The organism is Paractinoplanes pyxinae (assembly GCF_026626335.1).
Taxonomy (GTDB): Bacteria; Actinomycetota; Actinomycetes; order Mycobacteriales; family Micromonosporaceae; genus Actinoplanes; species Actinoplanes pyxinae.
Window position 1 is genome coordinate 463,566 of sequence record NZ_JAPNTZ010000005.1, and the last position, 15,899, is coordinate 479,464.

Consider the following 15,899-nt stretch of genomic DNA (forward strand, 5'->3'; position numbering starts at 1 on the left):
TCGTCACCCTGTCCGACAGTTGCGTCCAAGATAATCCGCGACACGATTACTGGCACGTTCGCGTTCTGTTGCGGTGCGGTGACTCCGCCGGCGGGTAAAGCGGATCAACGGGGAACCAACGAGGAGGACCGATGTTAGAAGCCACGCTGCGGCAGCAGGTGACCGTTCCGCTGCGGTTCGGCGACGGCTATGCCACCACCGCCCGGGTCATCACCTTCGACGGCCTGGTCGACGGCAAGGAGCATCTGGCCCTGGGCCTGGGCGACTGGCAGCGCGCGCTGAAGAAGTCGGCCGCCGGTGGCCGGGCGCCCCTGGTGCGCCCGCACAGCGAGTGCCTGACCGGTGACGTGTTCGGCAGCGAGCGCTGCGACTGCGGGCCGCAGCTGCGCGAGGCGGTCGAGCGCATCGCCGAGCAGGGCGGCTTCCTGCTCTACCTGCGGCAGGAGGGCCGCGGCATCGGCCTGTACGCCAAGCTGGACGCGTATGCGCTGCAGGACGCGGGTCTGGACACGTACGAGGCGAACGTGGCCCTGGGCCGCGGCGAGGACGAGCGCGACTACACCGCCGCCGCCCAGATGCTGCTGGCGCTGGGGGCCGACCGGATCCGGCTGCTGAGCAACAATCCCGACAAGGCGATCCAGCTCGAGAAGAGCGGCATCGAGGTGACCCAGCGGGTGCCGACCGGGGTCCACATGTCCCCAGCGAACGTCCGTTATCTGGCCACCAAGGCCTCCCACACCGCTCACACGATCGAGTTACCGCTGGCCGAGTGACGCTCGTGGCCGGGGGTCGGGCAGGATGAGCTGATGGTGGACGACCCCTCGCTGGTGCTGGCCGCGGTCGACCAGGTGCCTTTCATCCTCGCCGTGTGCGAGGGCCCGGAGCTGCGCGTGCTCACGCTCAGCGCGGCCACGCGGTCGGTGCTGACCGGCCGCGAGTTCCACGGCCGGCCGATCGGTGAGGTGATCAGCGACCTGGCCGGCCAGCAGTTCGTCGACGCCTACTACGACGTCTACCGCACCGGGGAGCCGATCAACGGCCGCGAGTGGCGGGCCCACATCACGGCGCCGGACGGCTCGGTGCACGAGATGTTCGCCAACTTCACGATCACGCCCTGGGTCGTCGACGGCGAGCGGCGCGGGGTGATCGGCATCGGCTTCGACGTCACCGAGGCGGTGCGGCAGCGGCAGGCCGAGGCGGAGCGGACGGCGCACCTGCAGCGCCGTTACGACGAGAGCCGCGAGGTGATCACCGCCCTGCAGCGTGAGCTGTTGCCGGCGGGGCTGCCCGTGCTGCCGGGGGCCCAGATCGCGGCCAGCTATCTGCTCGCCGACGCGGACACCGCCGCGGGCGGCGACTGGTTCGACGCGGTGCCGCAGCAGGACGGGCGGATCGCGCTGATCGTCGGCGACGTGGTCGGGCACGGGGTCACCGCCTCGGGCGTGATGGGCCAGTTGCGGGCCGTGCTGCAGGACAGGCTGGAGGAGGGCGCCGGGATCGTCGAGGCGCTGGCGGCGGCCGACCGGTTCGCCGCCCGGGTGCCGGCCGCGCACGCGACGACCGTGGCGCTGGTCACGCTCGACCCGGCGAGCGGCGAGTTCTCGTACTGCACGGCCGGGCACCCAGCGCCGCTGGTGGTCGGCGCATCGGGCGCCACCCGATACCTGCCGCTGACCGGTGGGGCCCCGCTGGGCACTGGCGGTTCTTTTCCCGTACGCGCGGAGAGCCTCGAAACAGGCGAGCTGCTCCTGCTTTACAGCGACGGGATCCTCGAGCGGCCCGGACGTGATCACCAGTCGAGTGCCGAGGAACTGGCGCACGTGGCGGCCGACAGCGCGGCCGGGCGGGCACTGCACGACCCGCAGGCCACGCCGGCCGAACGGGTCTGCTCGCAGACGGTGGAGCTGCTGGTTCGGGCGACCGGGCACACCGACGACATCACGCTGCTGGCCGTGCAGCGTGTTCCCGTCGAGCCCGGCGTGGCCCTCGAGGTGCGGGCCGACCCGGCCGAGTTGCGGGCCGTGCGGCAGCGGCTGGGCGAGTGGTTGTCGCGGATCGGCGCGACCGGCGAGGACGTCTTCGCGCTGCAGCACGCGGTGGGTGAGCTGCTGGCCAACGCCGTCGAGCACGCCGGCAGCGCGGCGGAGGCCACCGTCACGGTCACGGTGACGCTGGACCCGGCGGGCGTCGTGCAGGCCTCGGTCGTGGACCGGGGGCAGTGGCGGGCGCCGGAGCGGCAGGCCAACCGCGGGCGCGGGCTGGCGCTGACGGCCCAGCTGGTCTCGCTGCTCAAGGTGGACCACGACGAGACGGGCACGGTGGCCCGGGTGGCCAAGCCGCTGTGCCGGCCGGCCCGGCTGCTCGACCTGTCGTCGCCGGAACCGCAGGCGGCGCAGGAGCACAGGGACGAGTTCCGGATCGTCGAACAGGCCGGCGACGACGAGACCCGGGTGCGGCTCGAGGGGCCGCTCGACCTGACCACGGCCGGCCTGGCCCGGCAAGAGCTGCTGCGGCGCAGCCGGGGCGGCACGATGCCGATGACGGTGGATCTGTCGGGGGTCACCCATCTGTCGAGCGCCGGGGTGTCGGCGCTGCACCACGTGGCCGGTCAGCATGCGAATCAGGACGCTCCTCTCGTGCTCGACGCCGCGCCGGGCACGCCCGCACAGGTGATTCTGGCGCTGGTGGCGTTGCTGCCGGAGCGCTGAGAAGTCTGCTCCGGCCGGGCCCGGGCCTGCGGGTTGTCCACATTTCGCCGTTGTCCACAGGGCTTCGCACGCGGGCGGCATTTCTCTGTACTGTCGCGGGGTGACTTCGGCTTCCCAGGTTCCCGCGAACGATTCGGCCGCCGTCGACGTCCTCAACCGCGTCTTCGGCTATCCGTCGTTCCGCGGTCAGCAACACGAGATCATCGAGCACGTGGCCGGCGGCGGCGACGCGCTGGTGCTCATGCCGACCGGCGGGGGCAAGTCGCTCTGTTACCAGATCCCGGCGCTGGTCCGCCCGGGCACCGGCGTGGTCGTCTCGCCGTTGATCGCGCTGATGCAGGATCAGGTCGACGCGCTGCGCACCCTCGGCGTCCGGGCCAACTTCATCAACTCCGCGCAGGACTACGACGAGCGCCGCCTGGTCGAGGCCGAGTTCGTCAACGGCGACCTCGACCTGCTGTACGTGGCGCCCGAGGGCCTGGGCGTGGCGGCCACCCAGCGGCTGCTCGACCGGGGCAAGATCTCGCTGTTCGCCATCGACGAGGCGCACTGCGTGTCGCAGTGGGGCCACGACTTCCGGCCCGACTATCTGGGCCTGTCGATGCTGCACGAGCGCTGGCCCGACGTGCCGCGCATCGCGCTCACCGCCACCGCCACGTCGGCCACCCGTGACGAGATCGCCACCCGCCTGCAGCTGACCGACGCGCGGCATTTCACGGCCAGCTTCGACCGGCCCAACATCCAATACCGCATCGTGCCGAAGAACGAGCCGCGCAAGCAGCTGCTCGACCTGCTGCGCACCGAGCACCCGGGCGAGTCGGGCATCGTCTACTGCCTGTCCCGGGCCTCGGTCGAGCGCACGGCCGAGTTCCTGCAGCAGAACGGGATCAACGCGCTGCCCTACCACGCCGGGCTCGACAACCGGGTGCGCGCGGCCAACCAGTCCCGCTTCCTGCGGGAGGACGGGCTGGTCATGGTGGCCACGATCGCCTTCGGCATGGGCATCGACAAGCCGGACGTCCGCTTCGTGGCCCACCTCGACCTGCCGAAGTCCGTCGAGGGCTACTACCAGGAGACGGGCCGCGCCGGTCGCGACGGGCTGCCGTCGACCGCCTGGCTGGCGTACGGGCTGCAGGACGTGGTGCAGCAGCGCAAGATGATCGACAGCTCGGACGGCGACCTGGCCCACCGCCTCAACGCCGGTCGGCACCTCGACGCCATGCTCGCGCTGTGCGAGACGGTGACGTGCCGGCGGTCGCAGCTGCTCAACTACTTCGGGCAGGCGGCCACGGGCGAGAACTGCGGCAACTGCGACACCTGCCTGACCCCGCCGGAATCGTGGGACGGCACGGTGCCGGCCCAGAAGCTGCTGTCGACGGTGCTGAGGTTGCAGCGCGAGCGGGGGCAGAAGTTCGGCGCCGGCCAGTCGATCGACATCCTGCTCGGCAAAGAGACCGACAAGGTGCAGCGGTTCCGCCACCACGAGCTGTCGGTGTTCGGCATCGGGCAAGAGTTGCGCGACGCCGAGTGGCGCGGGGTGGTGCGCAAGTTGCTGGCCGAGGGGTTGCTGGCCGTCGAGGGCGAATACAGCACGCTGGTGCTCACCGACGCCAGCGCCGGGGTGCTGCGCGGCGAGACCAAGGTGATGATGCGGCGCGAGGCCCCGGCCAAGGTGAAGGCGCCCCGGCAGCGGGCGGCGGCGGCCCCGGCGGCCGATCTCTCCCCCGCCGACGCCTCGACCTTCGAGCGGCTGCGGGCCTGGCGGGCCTCGGTGGCCAAAGAGCAGGGCATGCCCGCGTACGTGATCTTCCACGACGCGACACTGCGGGCGATCGCCGCGCTGAACCCCAAGACGCTGGGCGAGCTGGGCACGGTGAGCGGCGTCGGCCAGAACAAGCTGACCAAGTTCGGCCAGCAGGTGCTCGACACCCTGCACGGCGATGGCGCGCCCGCGTCGTCCGCGCCGCCGCCACCGGCGCACAGCTCGGCGGTCGCCCCGCCGGCGCGCAAGCCCGGCGTCGGCTCCCGCTTCGGCGATGACGAACCGGCTGACGCCTTCGTCTTCGACGAGGAGCCGCCCGACCTCGACTACGACGAAGAGCCCCCGCCCGACTACCACTGACGCGGCCGAGGGCCGCAGCGCGCGCGGGCCGGCGCGGCGACGCGCGGCGGGTGCGACGCGGCGTAGCAGGCGCGGCGTCGCTCGGCGGGGCGCGGCGGGGCGTCGAGCAGGCCGGACTGGGCCGCCGGTGTGTCCGGCGCTGGCCGATTGGCCGGGAAAGTCGGCCGGGTGTCGGTGGCCGCGGCTGGCGCAGGCCCCGTACCGTGCCTGCGGTACGGGGCGTGAAGATCGCTTCGACGTGAACGAGGGGGACGCAACGTGGGGGCACGTCTTGCCGTGGTGGGCACCGTTCTGGTCGCTCTGACCGGGCTGGGGACGCTGAGCGCGTGCTCGGACGACAAGTCGGAGAAGGCCGCCTTCGTCGACGCCGAGAAGCAGGCGCAGCAGGCCAGCCTGCCCAAGGGCGACGAGGAGACGTACCTCGCGGCGCTGACCAAGCTCGACGCCAAGCTGACCGCGGACAAGCAGGCCGCGCTCGACAACGGCTACAACATCTGCACCGACTTCACCAACGGCATGACCACCAGCGAGACGGTCATCGACGCGATCAGCCTCTTCTCGGTGGACGCCAAGAAGGGCCAGAAGATCGTGGCCATCGCCAAGACCAACCTGTGCAAGCCCTCGGCCTCGAAGGGCAGCTGACCGCCACGCCGGCCGGGCGCAGCGGGCGCCCGGCCGCGCGTCGTCACTGCGGGACGACCACGTCGATCATCCAGGGGACGCCGAACTTGTCGGTGAGCTGGCCGTAGAGGTCGCCCCACATCTGCTTCTCGAACGGCAGCTGGACCGTGCCGCCGTCGGCCAGCTTCTCCCACACCTCTTCCAGCCCCTCGCCGGGATCGCCGCTGAGGCTGACCGTGATCGTGTTGCCGGGGTTGTGGGCCATGCCGGGCGCCGTGTCCGACGCCATCAGCAAATAACCCTTCTCGCTGGTGAGCATCGCGTGCATGACCTTGTCGGCGATGGCCGGGTCGGGCGCGCCGAACTCGCCGAACGTGTTGACCCTCAGCTCGCCGCCGAAGATCGAGTGGTAGAACTCCATGGCCTCGCGGGCGTTGCCGTCGAAGGTCAGGTAGGGGTTGAGCTGAGACGCCATCACAGACTCCCTTGGCTGCTGCCACGACTGCTGCTGCTGAACGACCCCGACGCTAGACCCGCCCTCCGACATTTTTGAGCCCCTGGCGAGAACGCACCCGAAAAGCTGGCCCGCATCCCGGTCGAAACCGACGAATGCGGGCCGGGAACACCTCAGCGGTGGTCGGAGCCGGCCGACTCCACCGCCGCCCGACCGGCCTCCAGGCGCGCGATCGGCACCCGGAACGGCGAGCACGACACGTAGTCCAGCCCCACCTCGTGGAAGAAGTGCACGGACTCCGGGTCGCCGCCGTGCTCGCCGCACACGCCGAGCTTCAGCCCGGGCCGGGTGGCCCGTCCCTCCTCGCCGGCGATCCGGACCAGCCGCCCCACGCCGTCCCGGTCGATCGACTCGAACGGCGAGATGCCGAAGATGCCCAGCTCGAGGTAGCGCCAGAAGAACGCGCCCTCCACGTCGTCGCGGCTGAAGCCCCACGCCATCTGGGTCAGGTCGTTGGTGCCGAACGAGAAGAACTCGGCCGCCTCGGCGATCTGGCCGGCGGTCAGCGCCGCGCGCGGCACCTCGATCATCGTGCCGATCAGCACCTCGACGCCCGAGTCGCCGACCACCTCGGCGATGATCCGCTCGGCCTCGTGGCGGACGGTCTCGAGCTCCTGCACCGCCCCGACCAGCGGAACCATGATCTCGGGCTTGGGCCGGCCACCCTCGGCGGCCAGCGCCACCGCCGCCTCGGCGATCGCCCGCACCTGCATGCCGAACAGACCGGGAATCACCAGGCCCAGTCGCACGCCGCGCAGGCCGAGCATCGGGTTCGACTCGTGCATGCGCCGCACGGCGGCCAGCATCCGCTCGTCGCGTTCGGCCTCCTCGCCCGACGAGCCGCGTTCCTTGGCCACCGCCACCTGCACCGCCAGCTCCTCGAGAGACGGCAGGAACTCGTGCAGCGGCGGGTCGATCAGCCGCACGGTGACCGGCAGCCCGTTCATCTCGCGGAAGATCTCGAGGAAGTCGGCCCGCTGCAACGGCTGCAGCGCGGCCAGGGCGTCGTCGCGCTCGGTCTTGTTGTGGGCCAGGATGAGCCGTTCCACCAGCTCGCGCCGGTCGCCCAGGAACATGTGCTCGGTGCGGCAGAGCCCGATCCCCTGCGCCCCGAAGCGCCGGGCCCGGGCCGCGTCCGGGCCGGTGTCGGCGTTCGTGCGCACCCGCAGCCGGGCGCGCTCGTCGGCGTGGGTCATCAGCTGGTGCACGGCGGCGACCAGCGGCTCGTTGGCCAGCGCGGGGTCGAGGTCGCCCTCGAAGTACTGCACCACTTCGGACGGCCGCACCGGCACCTCGCCCAGGTAGACCCGGCCGGTGGTGCCGTCGATCGAGATGACGTCGCCCTCGTGCACGACCTGGCCGTGGACCGTGAACTGGTCGCGGCCCACCTCGACCTGGTCGGCGCCGCAGACGCAGGTCTTGCCCATGCCGCGGGCGACGACGGCCGCGTGCGACGTCTTGCCGCCGCGGGCGGTGAGGATGCCCTGCGCGGCGATCATGCCGGGCAGGTCGTCCGGGTTGGTCTCCCGGCGTACGAGAATCACCGACCGGCCCTCGCCCGCGAGAGCGACCGCCTGGGCCGAGGTGAAAACCACTTCCCCGTACGCGGCACCGGGCGAAGCGCCGACGCCGCGCGTCAGAGCCGTCGGGTCACCGGAGAGGTCGAACCGCGGGAACATCAGCTGGGCCAGCTGGGCCCCGCTGACCCGGGTCACCGCCTCGTCGAGGTCGATCATGCCCTCCTCGACCAGCTGCGCGGCGATGGTGAAGGCGGCCGCGGCGGTGCGCTTGCCGACGCGGGTCTGCAGCATCCACAGCTTGCCGCGCTCGATCGTGAACTCGATGTCGCACAGGTCGTGGTAGTGCCCCTCGAGCGTGGCCATGATCTGCAGCAGCTCGTCGTACGACTTCTTGTCGATCTTCTCGAGGTCGGCCAGGGGAAGCGTGTTACGGATGCCGGCCACCACGTCCTCGCCCTGCGCGTTCTGCAGGTAGTCGCCGTAGATGCCGCTCTCGCCGGTGGCCGGGTCGCGGGTGAAGGCGACGCCCGTACCGGAATCGGGCCCGAGGTTGCCGAAGACCATCGCGACCACGTTGACGGCGGTGCCGAGGTCGGCCGGGATGCGTTCCTGCCGCCGGTAGAGCACCGCGCGGTCGGCGTTCCACGACCGGAAAACCGCCTCGACGGCCTGGTCGAGCTGCTGCCGCGGATCTTGCGGGAATTCGTGGCCGACGTGCTTGGAAAAGACTTTCTTGTACGCCGCCACGAGCGATTTGAGATCGTCGGAGTCCAATTGCACGTCGTCCCGGACGCCCTTGGCTTGTTTGGCCTTGTGCAGAGCGTCCTCGAACTCTTCGCCCGGCACGTCGCACACGGTCTTGCCGAACATCTGGATCAGCCGGCGGTAGGAATCCCAGGCGAACCGGTCGTTGCCCCCGGCCTGGCGCGACAGGCCGGCCACCGACTCGTCGTTGAGCCCGACGTTGAGGACGGTCTCCATCATGCCGGGCATCGAGAACTTGGCCCCCGAGCGCACGCTGACCAGCAACGGGTCGGCCGCGTCGCCGAGCCGCCGGCCCATCGCGGACTCGAGCGCGGCGAGATGCCGGTCGATCTCGTCGTCGAGCCCGTCGACGTGCGAGCCCTCGGCCAGGAAGCGCTGGCAGGCCTCGGTGGTGATGGTGAAGCCGGCCGGAACCGGCAGGCCGAGATTGGTCATCTCCGCGAGATTGGCGCCCTTGCCCCCGAGAAGGTCCTTCAGGTCTTTGTTGCCCTCGGCGAAGTCGTAGACGTACTTTGCCATCGCCAGCCACCTCCGGTTTTGATTCCTCGGCCGTACTGGTTTCTGCCCCAAGGTTCGTAAGGCTAAGCAGAGAAGTACTGAATAGTTAACAGTCCCGTGGGGTTTTCCACAGCGGTTCGTCACCCCCTGTTCGGTAAGCGCTTTCTCCGCGCAGTTCCGCGCAGCGGAACGGTCGAGTAGCGTGGCCGCGGTGGAGGGACTGCGACGGCGTTGCGAGAAGAAGCTGCGTGGCCTGCGTGTGCCCGACCCCTTCGACCTCGACCAGTTCTGCGACGAGATCGCCGCCCGCCGCGGCCGCCCGCTGATCCGCCGGCCGGTGCCCGGGCTCAGCGCCGAGGCGCCCTGCGGGTTGTGGATCGGCACCGAGCGGGCCGACCACGTCTTCTTCGACCCCGGCACGTCGCCGCTGCACGCCGAGCACATCGTGCTGCACGAGCTGTCGCACATCCTCTGCGGACACTCCGGCGCCGACGCCGCGATCGAGCGGCTCTTCCCCGACCTCGAGCCGACCGCCGTGCGGCGCATGCTGGGCCGGGTCGGCTACACGGACGCGCAGGAAAGGGAGGCCGAGATGATGGCCTCGCTCATCCGCGGCCGGTCCTCCCGCGGGCCGCGCACGACGCTGGGACGGGTCGCGGACGCGCTGGGCTTCGAATGATCCTCGACGTCGCGCTGCTGGTGCTGTTGTGGGGCGCGACGCTCATCCGGGTTCCGACCCTCTGGCGCGACCAGCGGCAGCGCGCGCTGTGGGCCGCCGTCTGCGCCATCGCGCTGGCCAAGACGATGTCGTTCGGGCCGGTGGCCGAGCGGGTCGCCGTTCCGATCCTGCCGCACCTGCTCGGCGTCACGTCGGCGTACTTCCTGCTGCGCTTCATCGCATTGGTCACGCACACGGGCGTACGGGCCAGGCAGTTGACCTTGCTGGTGTCGGTGCTCGGGGCGCTGGTGGTGCTCGATGTGATCGCCGGCGGAATCGACACCGAGGCCGAACTGCTGGCCGGCGACCAGGGCTGGTCGGTGGTGGCGTACTGGGTGTTGCTCGAGGCCTATCTCGGCACTGTGCTCGTCACCGCGTCGGTGCTCTTCTGGCGGGTCAGCGGCGAGGCCCGATCATTGCTGCCCCGGTTCGGGCTGAGAGTGACGGCGGCGGGCACCGGGCTGGTGGCCTGCTATGCGGCGGTCAAGGGCGGCCTGATCCTGGCCCACAACCTGGGCGCGCACATCGCCTTCTCGACCGTCGAGCCGATCGGGCGCACCGTGCAGACGAGCGGTCTGATCCTGACCATCGCGGGACTGCTGGTGCCGGCCACGCGGCGGGCCCGTGCGGCGTACGCGGCCTATCGCTCTTTGCTCGTGCTGCGCCCGCTCTGGAAGGCCATGCGGGACGCCTTTCCGGAGGTGATCCTTTTCACGCCGCGGCGCGCGGTGATCGAGCTGGCCGGCGTCGACGATGTGCACCTGCGGTTGTATCGCCGGGTCATCGAGATCCGCGACGGCATGCTCGCCCTGCGCCCGTACGCGGCACCGCACGGGCCTTCGCCGGATGAGGAAGCCGTCGCCATCGTCGAGGCGCTGCAGCGCCGGGCGGCCACAACGCCGCTGGCCACGCCCGGGTCGTGGGCGCCGGTCGGCCCGACGATGGCCGACGAGGTGGCCTGGCTCAGCCGGGTGAGCCGCGGTCTCGCAGGCCCTTCTCGGACTCCCACACCCTCTGGATCAGCTCGCTGATCGTGTCCCGGCCGCGCGGCGAGACGTCGGCCGCGCGCAGGGCGAGCTCGGTGACCCCGGCGTCGCGGATGGTCCGCAGCAGGTCGAGCTGCGAGTCGATGCGGACCGTCTGTTCGTCGTCCACGAAATAGGACACGGGCACGCCGAAGTAGGTGGCCAGCGCGGTCAGATGCTGGATCGTCGGATTGTCGCGCCGGCCGGTGCGCAGCTGCCAGATGTACGTGTGTGAGATCGACACGTTTTGGTCGTTGCGGACGGCCTCAGCCACGGCCATGTAACTCGGCTCGGGCCGCAGCTGTTTGAACAGCCTGTCCAGGCGTCCGGAGATAGAGAAGGCGCCCACCCACGCCTCCCTCCCCCTAGGTCACCACGCAGCCTACGACGCCATGAGCAGGGACGCGAGCCTCTCGTCCATGCACATCCCCCGATGCAGGCGCCATAAACTGACGTTGACGGACCGGATGAAGCCTAGAACACGGCCACCACCCGCTCAAGGGCTGCGCAAACTCACCTTGTATTGCTCGCAGTCGCGAACTTGTATCGTCGGAGTCGTGGCGAGCATTGTGGAAAGTCGCGAAGTTTCGACACTGTTGGATGAGCTCACCACGATGGTGGGACGTGAAGATCCGTACGGCCACTACACGAAGCTCCGCGAGGCAGGCGCAGTGCTGCGCGCCGCGGACGGCACCCTGATCGTGACCCGCTTCGCCGAATGCCAGTCCGTCTCCCGCGATCACAAGCTCGGCAAGATGCCGGTCGAGCTGCTGCCCGAGGCCGGCCTGGCCGACTGGGCCGAACACCCGGCGCTCTACGGCTACTTCACCAGCCTGCTCGGCATCAACCCGCCCGACCACACCCGGCTGCGGCGGCTGGTCAGCTCCAGCTTCACCGTCCGCCGGGTCGAGCAGCTGCGCCCGGCGACCACCCGCATGATCGACACCATGATCGAGGCGATGGCCGCCGCGGGCACCGCCGACTTCGTCTCCGCGTTCGCGTTTCCCCTGCCCTGCAACGTGATCAGCGAGTTGCTGGGCATCCCCGACGCCGACCGCGCCCAGTTCCAGCACCTGGTGCAGGACTGGTCGGCCGTGCTCGACGAGGTCACGCCCGAGGTGCTGCTGAAGGCCGACCCGGCGGCCAAGGCGGTCCGCGACTACCTGCGTGATCTGGCCGCGGAGAGGCGGCGGCACCCGCGCGGCGACCTGATGAGCGCCATGGTCGAGCACGAGGAGGCGGGCGACAAGCTCACCGCCGACGAGTTGCTGACGATGGCCGGGCTGCTGTTCGCGGCCGGGTTCGAGACGACGACCAACCTGCTGTCCAACGGGCTGGCGGCGCTGCTCGACCACCCGGAGCAACGGCCGGCCCTGCTCGCCGATCCGGCCGCCGCGGTCGAAGAGCTTCTGCGCTTCGACTCGCCGGTGCAGAACATCGACCGTACGGTGCTGGAACCCACGACCGTGGCCGGGGTGCCGCTCGAACCGGGCCAGCGGATCGTGGCGTACACGGGGGCGGCCAACCGCGACCCGCGCCGGTTCACCGATCCCGACCGGCTCGACCTGAACCGGGCCGACAACGCGTCGCTGTCGTTCGGCGGGGGCATCCACTACTGCCTGGGGGCGCCGATGGCCCGGCTCGAGGCGCAGATCGCCTTCCCGCGGCTGTTCGAGCGGCTGCCGGAGCTGCGACGGGAAGAGGGCGCCGAGCGGCGGGACAGCCTGACGATCCGCGGCTTCGAAATGCTGCCGGTGACGGCGAACTAGCCGGAGACAGTAAGACGCCGCTGCGAATTCCACGGGGGAAGAACTCGCAACGGCGCACTCGGAACATTAGACGACAGCGGGCCGTCGTGTCTATCCCGTCCGGCTATCCGACACGTTGCACCACGGTGCCGACGAGCTTCTGCCAGTCGGCGTCGAAGTTGCTCGCGGCGCTCGCAGTGCCCAGGCGGTAGAGCGCGTACTGGTCCACCAGAACCACGTTTCGGCTGTTCAGGACGGCGACGGCGGTGTCGGCCAGACCCGGGTGAGCCTTCTCGTAGGTCTTGTGCCGGACCACCACGAAACCCTTCCACCCAGCCTCGTCCAACGTTTTGATCTCGACGGTTTCGGTGTACGCCGGTTCCGACTTCTGGTCGTTGACGGTGGCCGGCACCGACACCTTCGCCTGACAGCCGTCGGCCACCGCGCGCAACGCCGTCTGGGCCGCCGTCGCGAGCGTCGCGTCGCCGTAGACGAGCGCGGTCTGGTCGAGCGTCTGGGCGCCCTTCTGCCCCTCGTCCACGAAGGACGACGCCACGACCTCGCCGCCAGGCGGCACGCTCGGCGCGGCCGTCGTGCCACCGCAGAGGCTGACCAGCTTGCTCGGGTCGGGGCTCTGGGCCGGCGGTTGCCAGGTCGGCCCGATCTCGGCCGCCTGCAGGAACGCGCCGCGCATCGTGGTCACGTCGATCAGGCCGGTCGGCTCGGGCGCGGGCTCGTCGTCCGACGAGCATCCGGCCGCCGCGAGCAGGGCAAACACCGTCAAAGCGGCCAGCCTGGCAACTCTTGCGGTCACGAACATCGGGCCATCCTCCCAGACCGGCGCGCGGGGCCGGCGGCGATGCCGGAACTACTACGCACCGGCACAGAACGGAAGACTCTCGGTGACGAATGTCGGACCCCCGGGTTAGGTTGTCGGCAGGGTCGGCTCCGAAGGAGGTCGCATGGCGGACATCGATGCGCTCGCCCTCGCGCTGCGCGCCGAACTGGGCCCCGAGCAGGTCGTGACCGACCGGCAGACGCTCCGGACGTACGAGTGCGACGGCCTCGCCCACTACAAGGTCATTCCGGCCCTGGTCGTGCTGCCGCACACGGCCGCCCAGGTCGCCACCGTGGTCAAGGCCTGCGCCGCGGCCGGCGTGCCGTTCGTGGCCCGCGGCTCCGGCACGGGGCTGTCCGGCGGCGCCCTGCCCCACGCCGAGGGCGTCCTGATCGTCACGGCCCAGATGCGCCGCATCGTCGAGATCGCGCCGGCCGACGAGCGGGCCGTGGTCGAGCCGGGCGTGATCAACCTGCAGGTCACCCGGGCGGCCACCCCGCACGGCTACTACTACGCGCCCGACCCGTCGAGCCAGCAGATCTGCTCGATCGGCGGCAACGTGGCCGAGAACTCGGGTGGCGCCCACTGCCTGAAGTACGGCTTCACCACCAACCACGTCACCGGCCTGCAGATCGTCACCCCCGACGGCGATCTGGTGCGCCTGGGCGGCCGGGCCCTCGACCCGCCGGGGTACGACCTGATCGGCGCGTTCGTCGGCTCCGAGGGCACGCTCGGCGTCGCCACCGAGGTGACCGTGCGGCTCACCCGGCTGCCCGAGTCGGTGCGCACGCTGCTGGCCGCGTTCACCAGCATCGACGCCGCCGGGGCGGCCACCTCGGCCATCATCGCGGCCGGCGTGGTGCCGGCGGCGATCGAGATGATGGACGCGCTCGCCATCGAGGCGGCCGAGGCCGCGGTCGCCTGCGGCTATCCGCCGGGCGCGGCGGCCGTGCTGGTGGTCGAGCTGGACGGCCCGTCGGCCGAGGTCGAGGCCCAGTTCGAGCAGGTCACCGCGCTGTGCACCAAGGAGGGCGCGTTCGAGATCCGCATCGCGGCCGACGAGGCCGAGCGGGCCCTGTTCTGGAAGGGCCGCAAGTCCGCCTTCGCCGCGGTGGGCCGCATCAGCCCCGACTACATCGTGCAGGACGGCGTGATCCCGCGAACCGCCCTGCCCGAGGTGCTGCGGCGCATCAGCGAGGTGGCCGACTCCCACGGCGTCCGGGTGGCGAACGTCTTCCACGCGGGCGACGGCAACCTGCATCCGCTGGTGCTGTTCGACGCCCGGGTCGAGGGCGAGGCCGAACGGGCCGAGACGGTGTCCGGCGCCATCATCGACCTCTGCATCGAGTACGGCGGCTCGATCACCGGCGAGCACGGCGTCGGCATGGACAAGGCGAAGTACATGCCCCGCATGTTCGGCGACGACGACCTCGACACGATGCAGCTGGTGCGCTGCGCCTTCGACCCCGATCATCTGTCCAATCCGGGCAAGGTCTTCCCCACGCCCCGCCTGTGCGGCGAGCGGCCCGGCAGCAATCTGGCCGAGCGGTTCCCAGGTGTGGAGGTCTTCTGATGGCCGCGTTCGCCGCTGCTCGCGCCCGGGTGGGGGGCTTCTGATGGCCGCGCTCGACGAGCTGACCCGGCCGGCCGGCGACGACGACCACGTCGGCGGTGTGCCGGCCCGGCTGGTGGCCTCGCCCGCTTCCACCGAGGAGGCGGCGGCGCTGGTCGCCGCCGCTCAAGGGTTGTCGGTGGTCGTGCGGGGCGGCGGCACCAAGATTCACTGGGGTCCTCCCCCGCGGTCGCTCGACCTGATCATCGACACGCGGCGGCTGTCGGGCGTGGTCGAGCACGCGGCCGGTGACCTGATCACAGTGGTCGGGGCAGGCACCCCGCTCGGCGATCTCGCGCTCGGCGATCAGCAGCTGGCCATCGACTTCCATCCGGGCGCGACGGTCGGCGGCGTCGTGGCGACGGGGGCCAGCGGGCCACGGCGCCTGCACTACGGCACCGCGCGTGACCTGCTGATCGGCATCACCGTCGTGCGGCCCGACGGGGTGGTGGCCAGGTCGGGCGGCAAGGTGGTCAAGAACGTGGCCGGCTACGACCTCGGCAAGCTCTACACCGGGTCGTACGGGACCCTGGGGTTGATCACCGAGTGCGTGTTCCGCCTGCATCCGCGGCCGGCGGCTTCGGCGTACGTGCGGTCGACCGCCCCGGCTCAGGCGGTGTCCGCGATCCTGGCCGCGCAGGTCGCCCCGACGGCGATCGAGATCGACACCGCCACCGGCGAGCTGGCGGTGCTGCTCGAGGGCACGGCGTCCGGCGTGCGGGAGAGGGCCGCCCTGATCGAGAAGTTGCTGGCCGGCGAGGTGAGCGAGACGGCGCCCGGCTGGTGGGGACGCGACCCGTGGGCGCCCGACGAGATCGGGTTGAAGCTGTCGGTGCCGCTGTCCAAGGTGCCGGCGCTGGTCGACTCGGGTTCGGCGCTGCGCGGGTCGGCCGGCACGGGGGTCCTCTACGCGGCGGCCCGCGACATCACCGAGGTCGAGCGGTTGCGGGCGTTGTGCGTGCGCAGCGGCGGGCACGCCGTCGTGCTGACGGCGCCGGCCGAGGTGCGCGACATCCTCGACATGTGGGGGCCGGTGCCGGGGCTGGCCGTGATGCGCCGGATCAAGGAACAGTTCGACCCGGGCTACCGCTTCGCGCCGGGCCGATTCGTGGGCGGCATCTGATGGTCTCCGCTGCGAGGCGTCGGGGTGATCTTTGTGGGCGACATCTGATGGCCTCCGCCGCGAGGCGCCGGGCGATCTTTGTGGGAG

The 15,899-nt window shown here is 71.0% G+C and carries 13 protein-coding genes; 9 read left to right on the forward strand and 4 right to left on the reverse strand.

Features of this window, described 5'->3' with window-relative positions; all coding sequences use genetic code 11:
• Positions 1-131 precede the first annotated feature (131 nt).
• From OWR29_RS16515 to OWR29_RS16530, 4 genes are all read left to right on the forward strand, one after another.
• Positions 132-773: a GTP cyclohydrolase II gene (locus OWR29_RS16515; protein ID WP_267563729.1), complete on the forward strand. Its 642-nt coding sequence runs from the start codon at positions 132-134 to the stop codon at positions 771-773.
• Positions 774-806: 33 nt separating this feature from the next.
• The gene (locus tag OWR29_RS16520) at positions 807-2,708 is read left to right on the forward strand and encodes a SpoIIE family protein phosphatase (RefSeq protein ID WP_267563730.1); all 1,902 of its coding nucleotides are present in this window, start codon (positions 807-809) and stop codon (positions 2,706-2,708) included.
• Between the two features lie 100 nt (positions 2,709-2,808).
• Positions 2,809-4,830 carry a DNA helicase RecQ gene (gene recQ / locus OWR29_RS16525; RefSeq protein WP_267563731.1) on the forward strand — a complete coding sequence of 674 codons (2,022 nt, stop codon included), beginning with the start codon at positions 2,809-2,811 and terminating at the stop codon, positions 4,828-4,830.
• Positions 4,831-5,088: 258 nt separating this feature from the next.
• A complete protein-coding gene (locus OWR29_RS16530) occupies positions 5,089-5,472 on the forward strand; it encodes a DUF732 domain-containing protein (protein ID WP_267563732.1) in 384 nt (127 codons plus the stop codon).
• Between the two features lie 43 nt (positions 5,473-5,515).
• Here the strand turns inward: OWR29_RS16530 and OWR29_RS16535 are convergent, their stop codons facing one another.
• Both OWR29_RS16535 and ppdK read right to left on the reverse strand, forming a co-directional pair.
• Complete coding sequence (locus OWR29_RS16535) at positions 5,516-5,926, reverse strand: VOC family protein (RefSeq protein ID WP_267563733.1); 411 nt, start codon at positions 5,924-5,926, stop codon at positions 5,516-5,518.
• Positions 5,927-6,078: 152 nt separating this feature from the next.
• Positions 6,079-8,769, reverse strand: coding sequence for a pyruvate, phosphate dikinase (gene ppdK, locus OWR29_RS16540; RefSeq protein ID WP_267563735.1), 2,691 nt, complete (start codon positions 8,767-8,769; stop codon positions 6,079-6,081).
• 190 nt (positions 8,770-8,959) lie between these two features.
• On the opposite strand from ppdK, the gene OWR29_RS16545 reads away from it, so the two are divergent.
• On the forward strand, positions 8,960-9,427 hold the full coding sequence (locus OWR29_RS16545; RefSeq protein ID WP_267563736.1) for a hypothetical protein: 468 nt from the start codon (positions 8,960-8,962) through the stop codon (positions 9,425-9,427).
• The gene (locus tag OWR29_RS16550; protein ID WP_267563738.1) at positions 9,424-10,497 is read left to right on the forward strand and encodes an MAB_1171c family putative transporter; all 1,074 of its coding nucleotides are present in this window, start codon (positions 9,424-9,426) and stop codon (positions 10,495-10,497) included. The genes OWR29_RS16545 and OWR29_RS16550 overlap by 4 nt, the downstream gene beginning before the upstream one ends.
• Here the strand turns inward: OWR29_RS16550 and OWR29_RS16555 are convergent.
• A complete protein-coding gene (locus tag OWR29_RS16555; protein WP_267563739.1) occupies positions 10,430-10,840 on the reverse strand; it encodes a helix-turn-helix domain-containing protein in 411 nt (136 codons plus the stop codon). The two genes, OWR29_RS16550 and OWR29_RS16555, sit on opposite strands and share 68 nt — an antisense overlap.
• 265 nt (positions 10,841-11,105) lie before the next feature.
• Between OWR29_RS16555 and OWR29_RS16560 the strand changes: the two genes are divergently transcribed.
• Positions 11,106-12,260, forward strand: a complete 1,155-nt coding sequence (locus OWR29_RS16560; protein ID WP_267563740.1) for a cytochrome P450 — start codon at positions 11,106-11,108, stop codon at positions 12,258-12,260.
• A 103-nt stretch (positions 12,261-12,363) separates the two neighbouring features.
• On the opposite strand, the gene OWR29_RS16565 is transcribed toward OWR29_RS16560, so the two are convergent.
• A complete protein-coding gene (locus tag OWR29_RS16565; protein ID WP_267563741.1) occupies positions 12,364-13,059 on the reverse strand; it encodes a hypothetical protein in 696 nt (231 codons plus the stop codon).
• A 142-nt stretch (positions 13,060-13,201) separates the two neighbouring features.
• On the opposite strand from OWR29_RS16565, the gene OWR29_RS16570 reads away from it, so the two are divergent.
• Both OWR29_RS16570 and OWR29_RS16575 read left to right on the forward strand, forming a co-directional pair.
• Complete coding sequence (locus OWR29_RS16570; RefSeq protein WP_267563742.1) at positions 13,202-14,650, forward strand: FAD-linked oxidase C-terminal domain-containing protein; 1,449 nt, start codon at positions 13,202-13,204, stop codon at positions 14,648-14,650.
• 43 nt (positions 14,651-14,693) lie between these two features.
• Positions 14,694-15,812: an FAD-binding oxidoreductase gene (locus OWR29_RS16575; RefSeq protein ID WP_267563743.1), complete on the forward strand. Its 1,119-nt coding sequence runs from the start codon at positions 14,694-14,696 to the stop codon at positions 15,810-15,812.
• Positions 15,813-15,899 lie beyond the last annotated feature (87 nt).

What these genes read in the sequence shown, in the direction of transcription:
- OWR29_RS16515 (WP_267563729.1), top strand. Translation starts at nt 132, where the DNA reads ATGTTAGAAGCCACGCTGCGGCAGCAGGTGACCGTTCCGCTGCGGTTC.
- OWR29_RS16520 (WP_267563730.1), top strand. Translation starts at nt 807, where the DNA reads ATGGTGGACGACCCCTCGCTGGTGCTGGCCGCGGTCGACCAGGTGCCT.
- OWR29_RS16535 (WP_267563733.1), bottom strand. Translation starts at nt 5,926, where the DNA reads ATGGCGTCTCAGCTCAACCCCTACCTGACCTTCGACGGCAACGCCCGC.
- ppdK (WP_267563735.1), bottom strand. Translation starts at nt 8,769, where the DNA reads ATGGCAAAGTACGTCTACGACTTCGCCGAGGGCAACAAAGACCTGAAG.
- OWR29_RS16550 (WP_267563738.1), top strand. Translation starts at nt 9,424, where the DNA reads ATGATCCTCGACGTCGCGCTGCTGGTGCTGTTGTGGGGCGCGACGCTC.
- OWR29_RS16560 (WP_267563740.1), top strand. Translation starts at nt 11,106, where the DNA reads ATGGTGGGACGTGAAGATCCGTACGGCCACTACACGAAGCTCCGCGAG.
- OWR29_RS16565 (WP_267563741.1), bottom strand. Translation starts at nt 13,059, where the DNA reads ATGTTCGTGACCGCAAGAGTTGCCAGGCTGGCCGCTTTGACGGTGTTT.
- OWR29_RS16570 (WP_267563742.1), top strand. Translation starts at nt 13,202, where the DNA reads ATGGCGGACATCGATGCGCTCGCCCTCGCGCTGCGCGCCGAACTGGGC.
- OWR29_RS16575 (WP_267563743.1), top strand. Translation starts at nt 14,694, where the DNA reads ATGGCCGCGCTCGACGAGCTGACCCGGCCGGCCGGCGACGACGACCAC.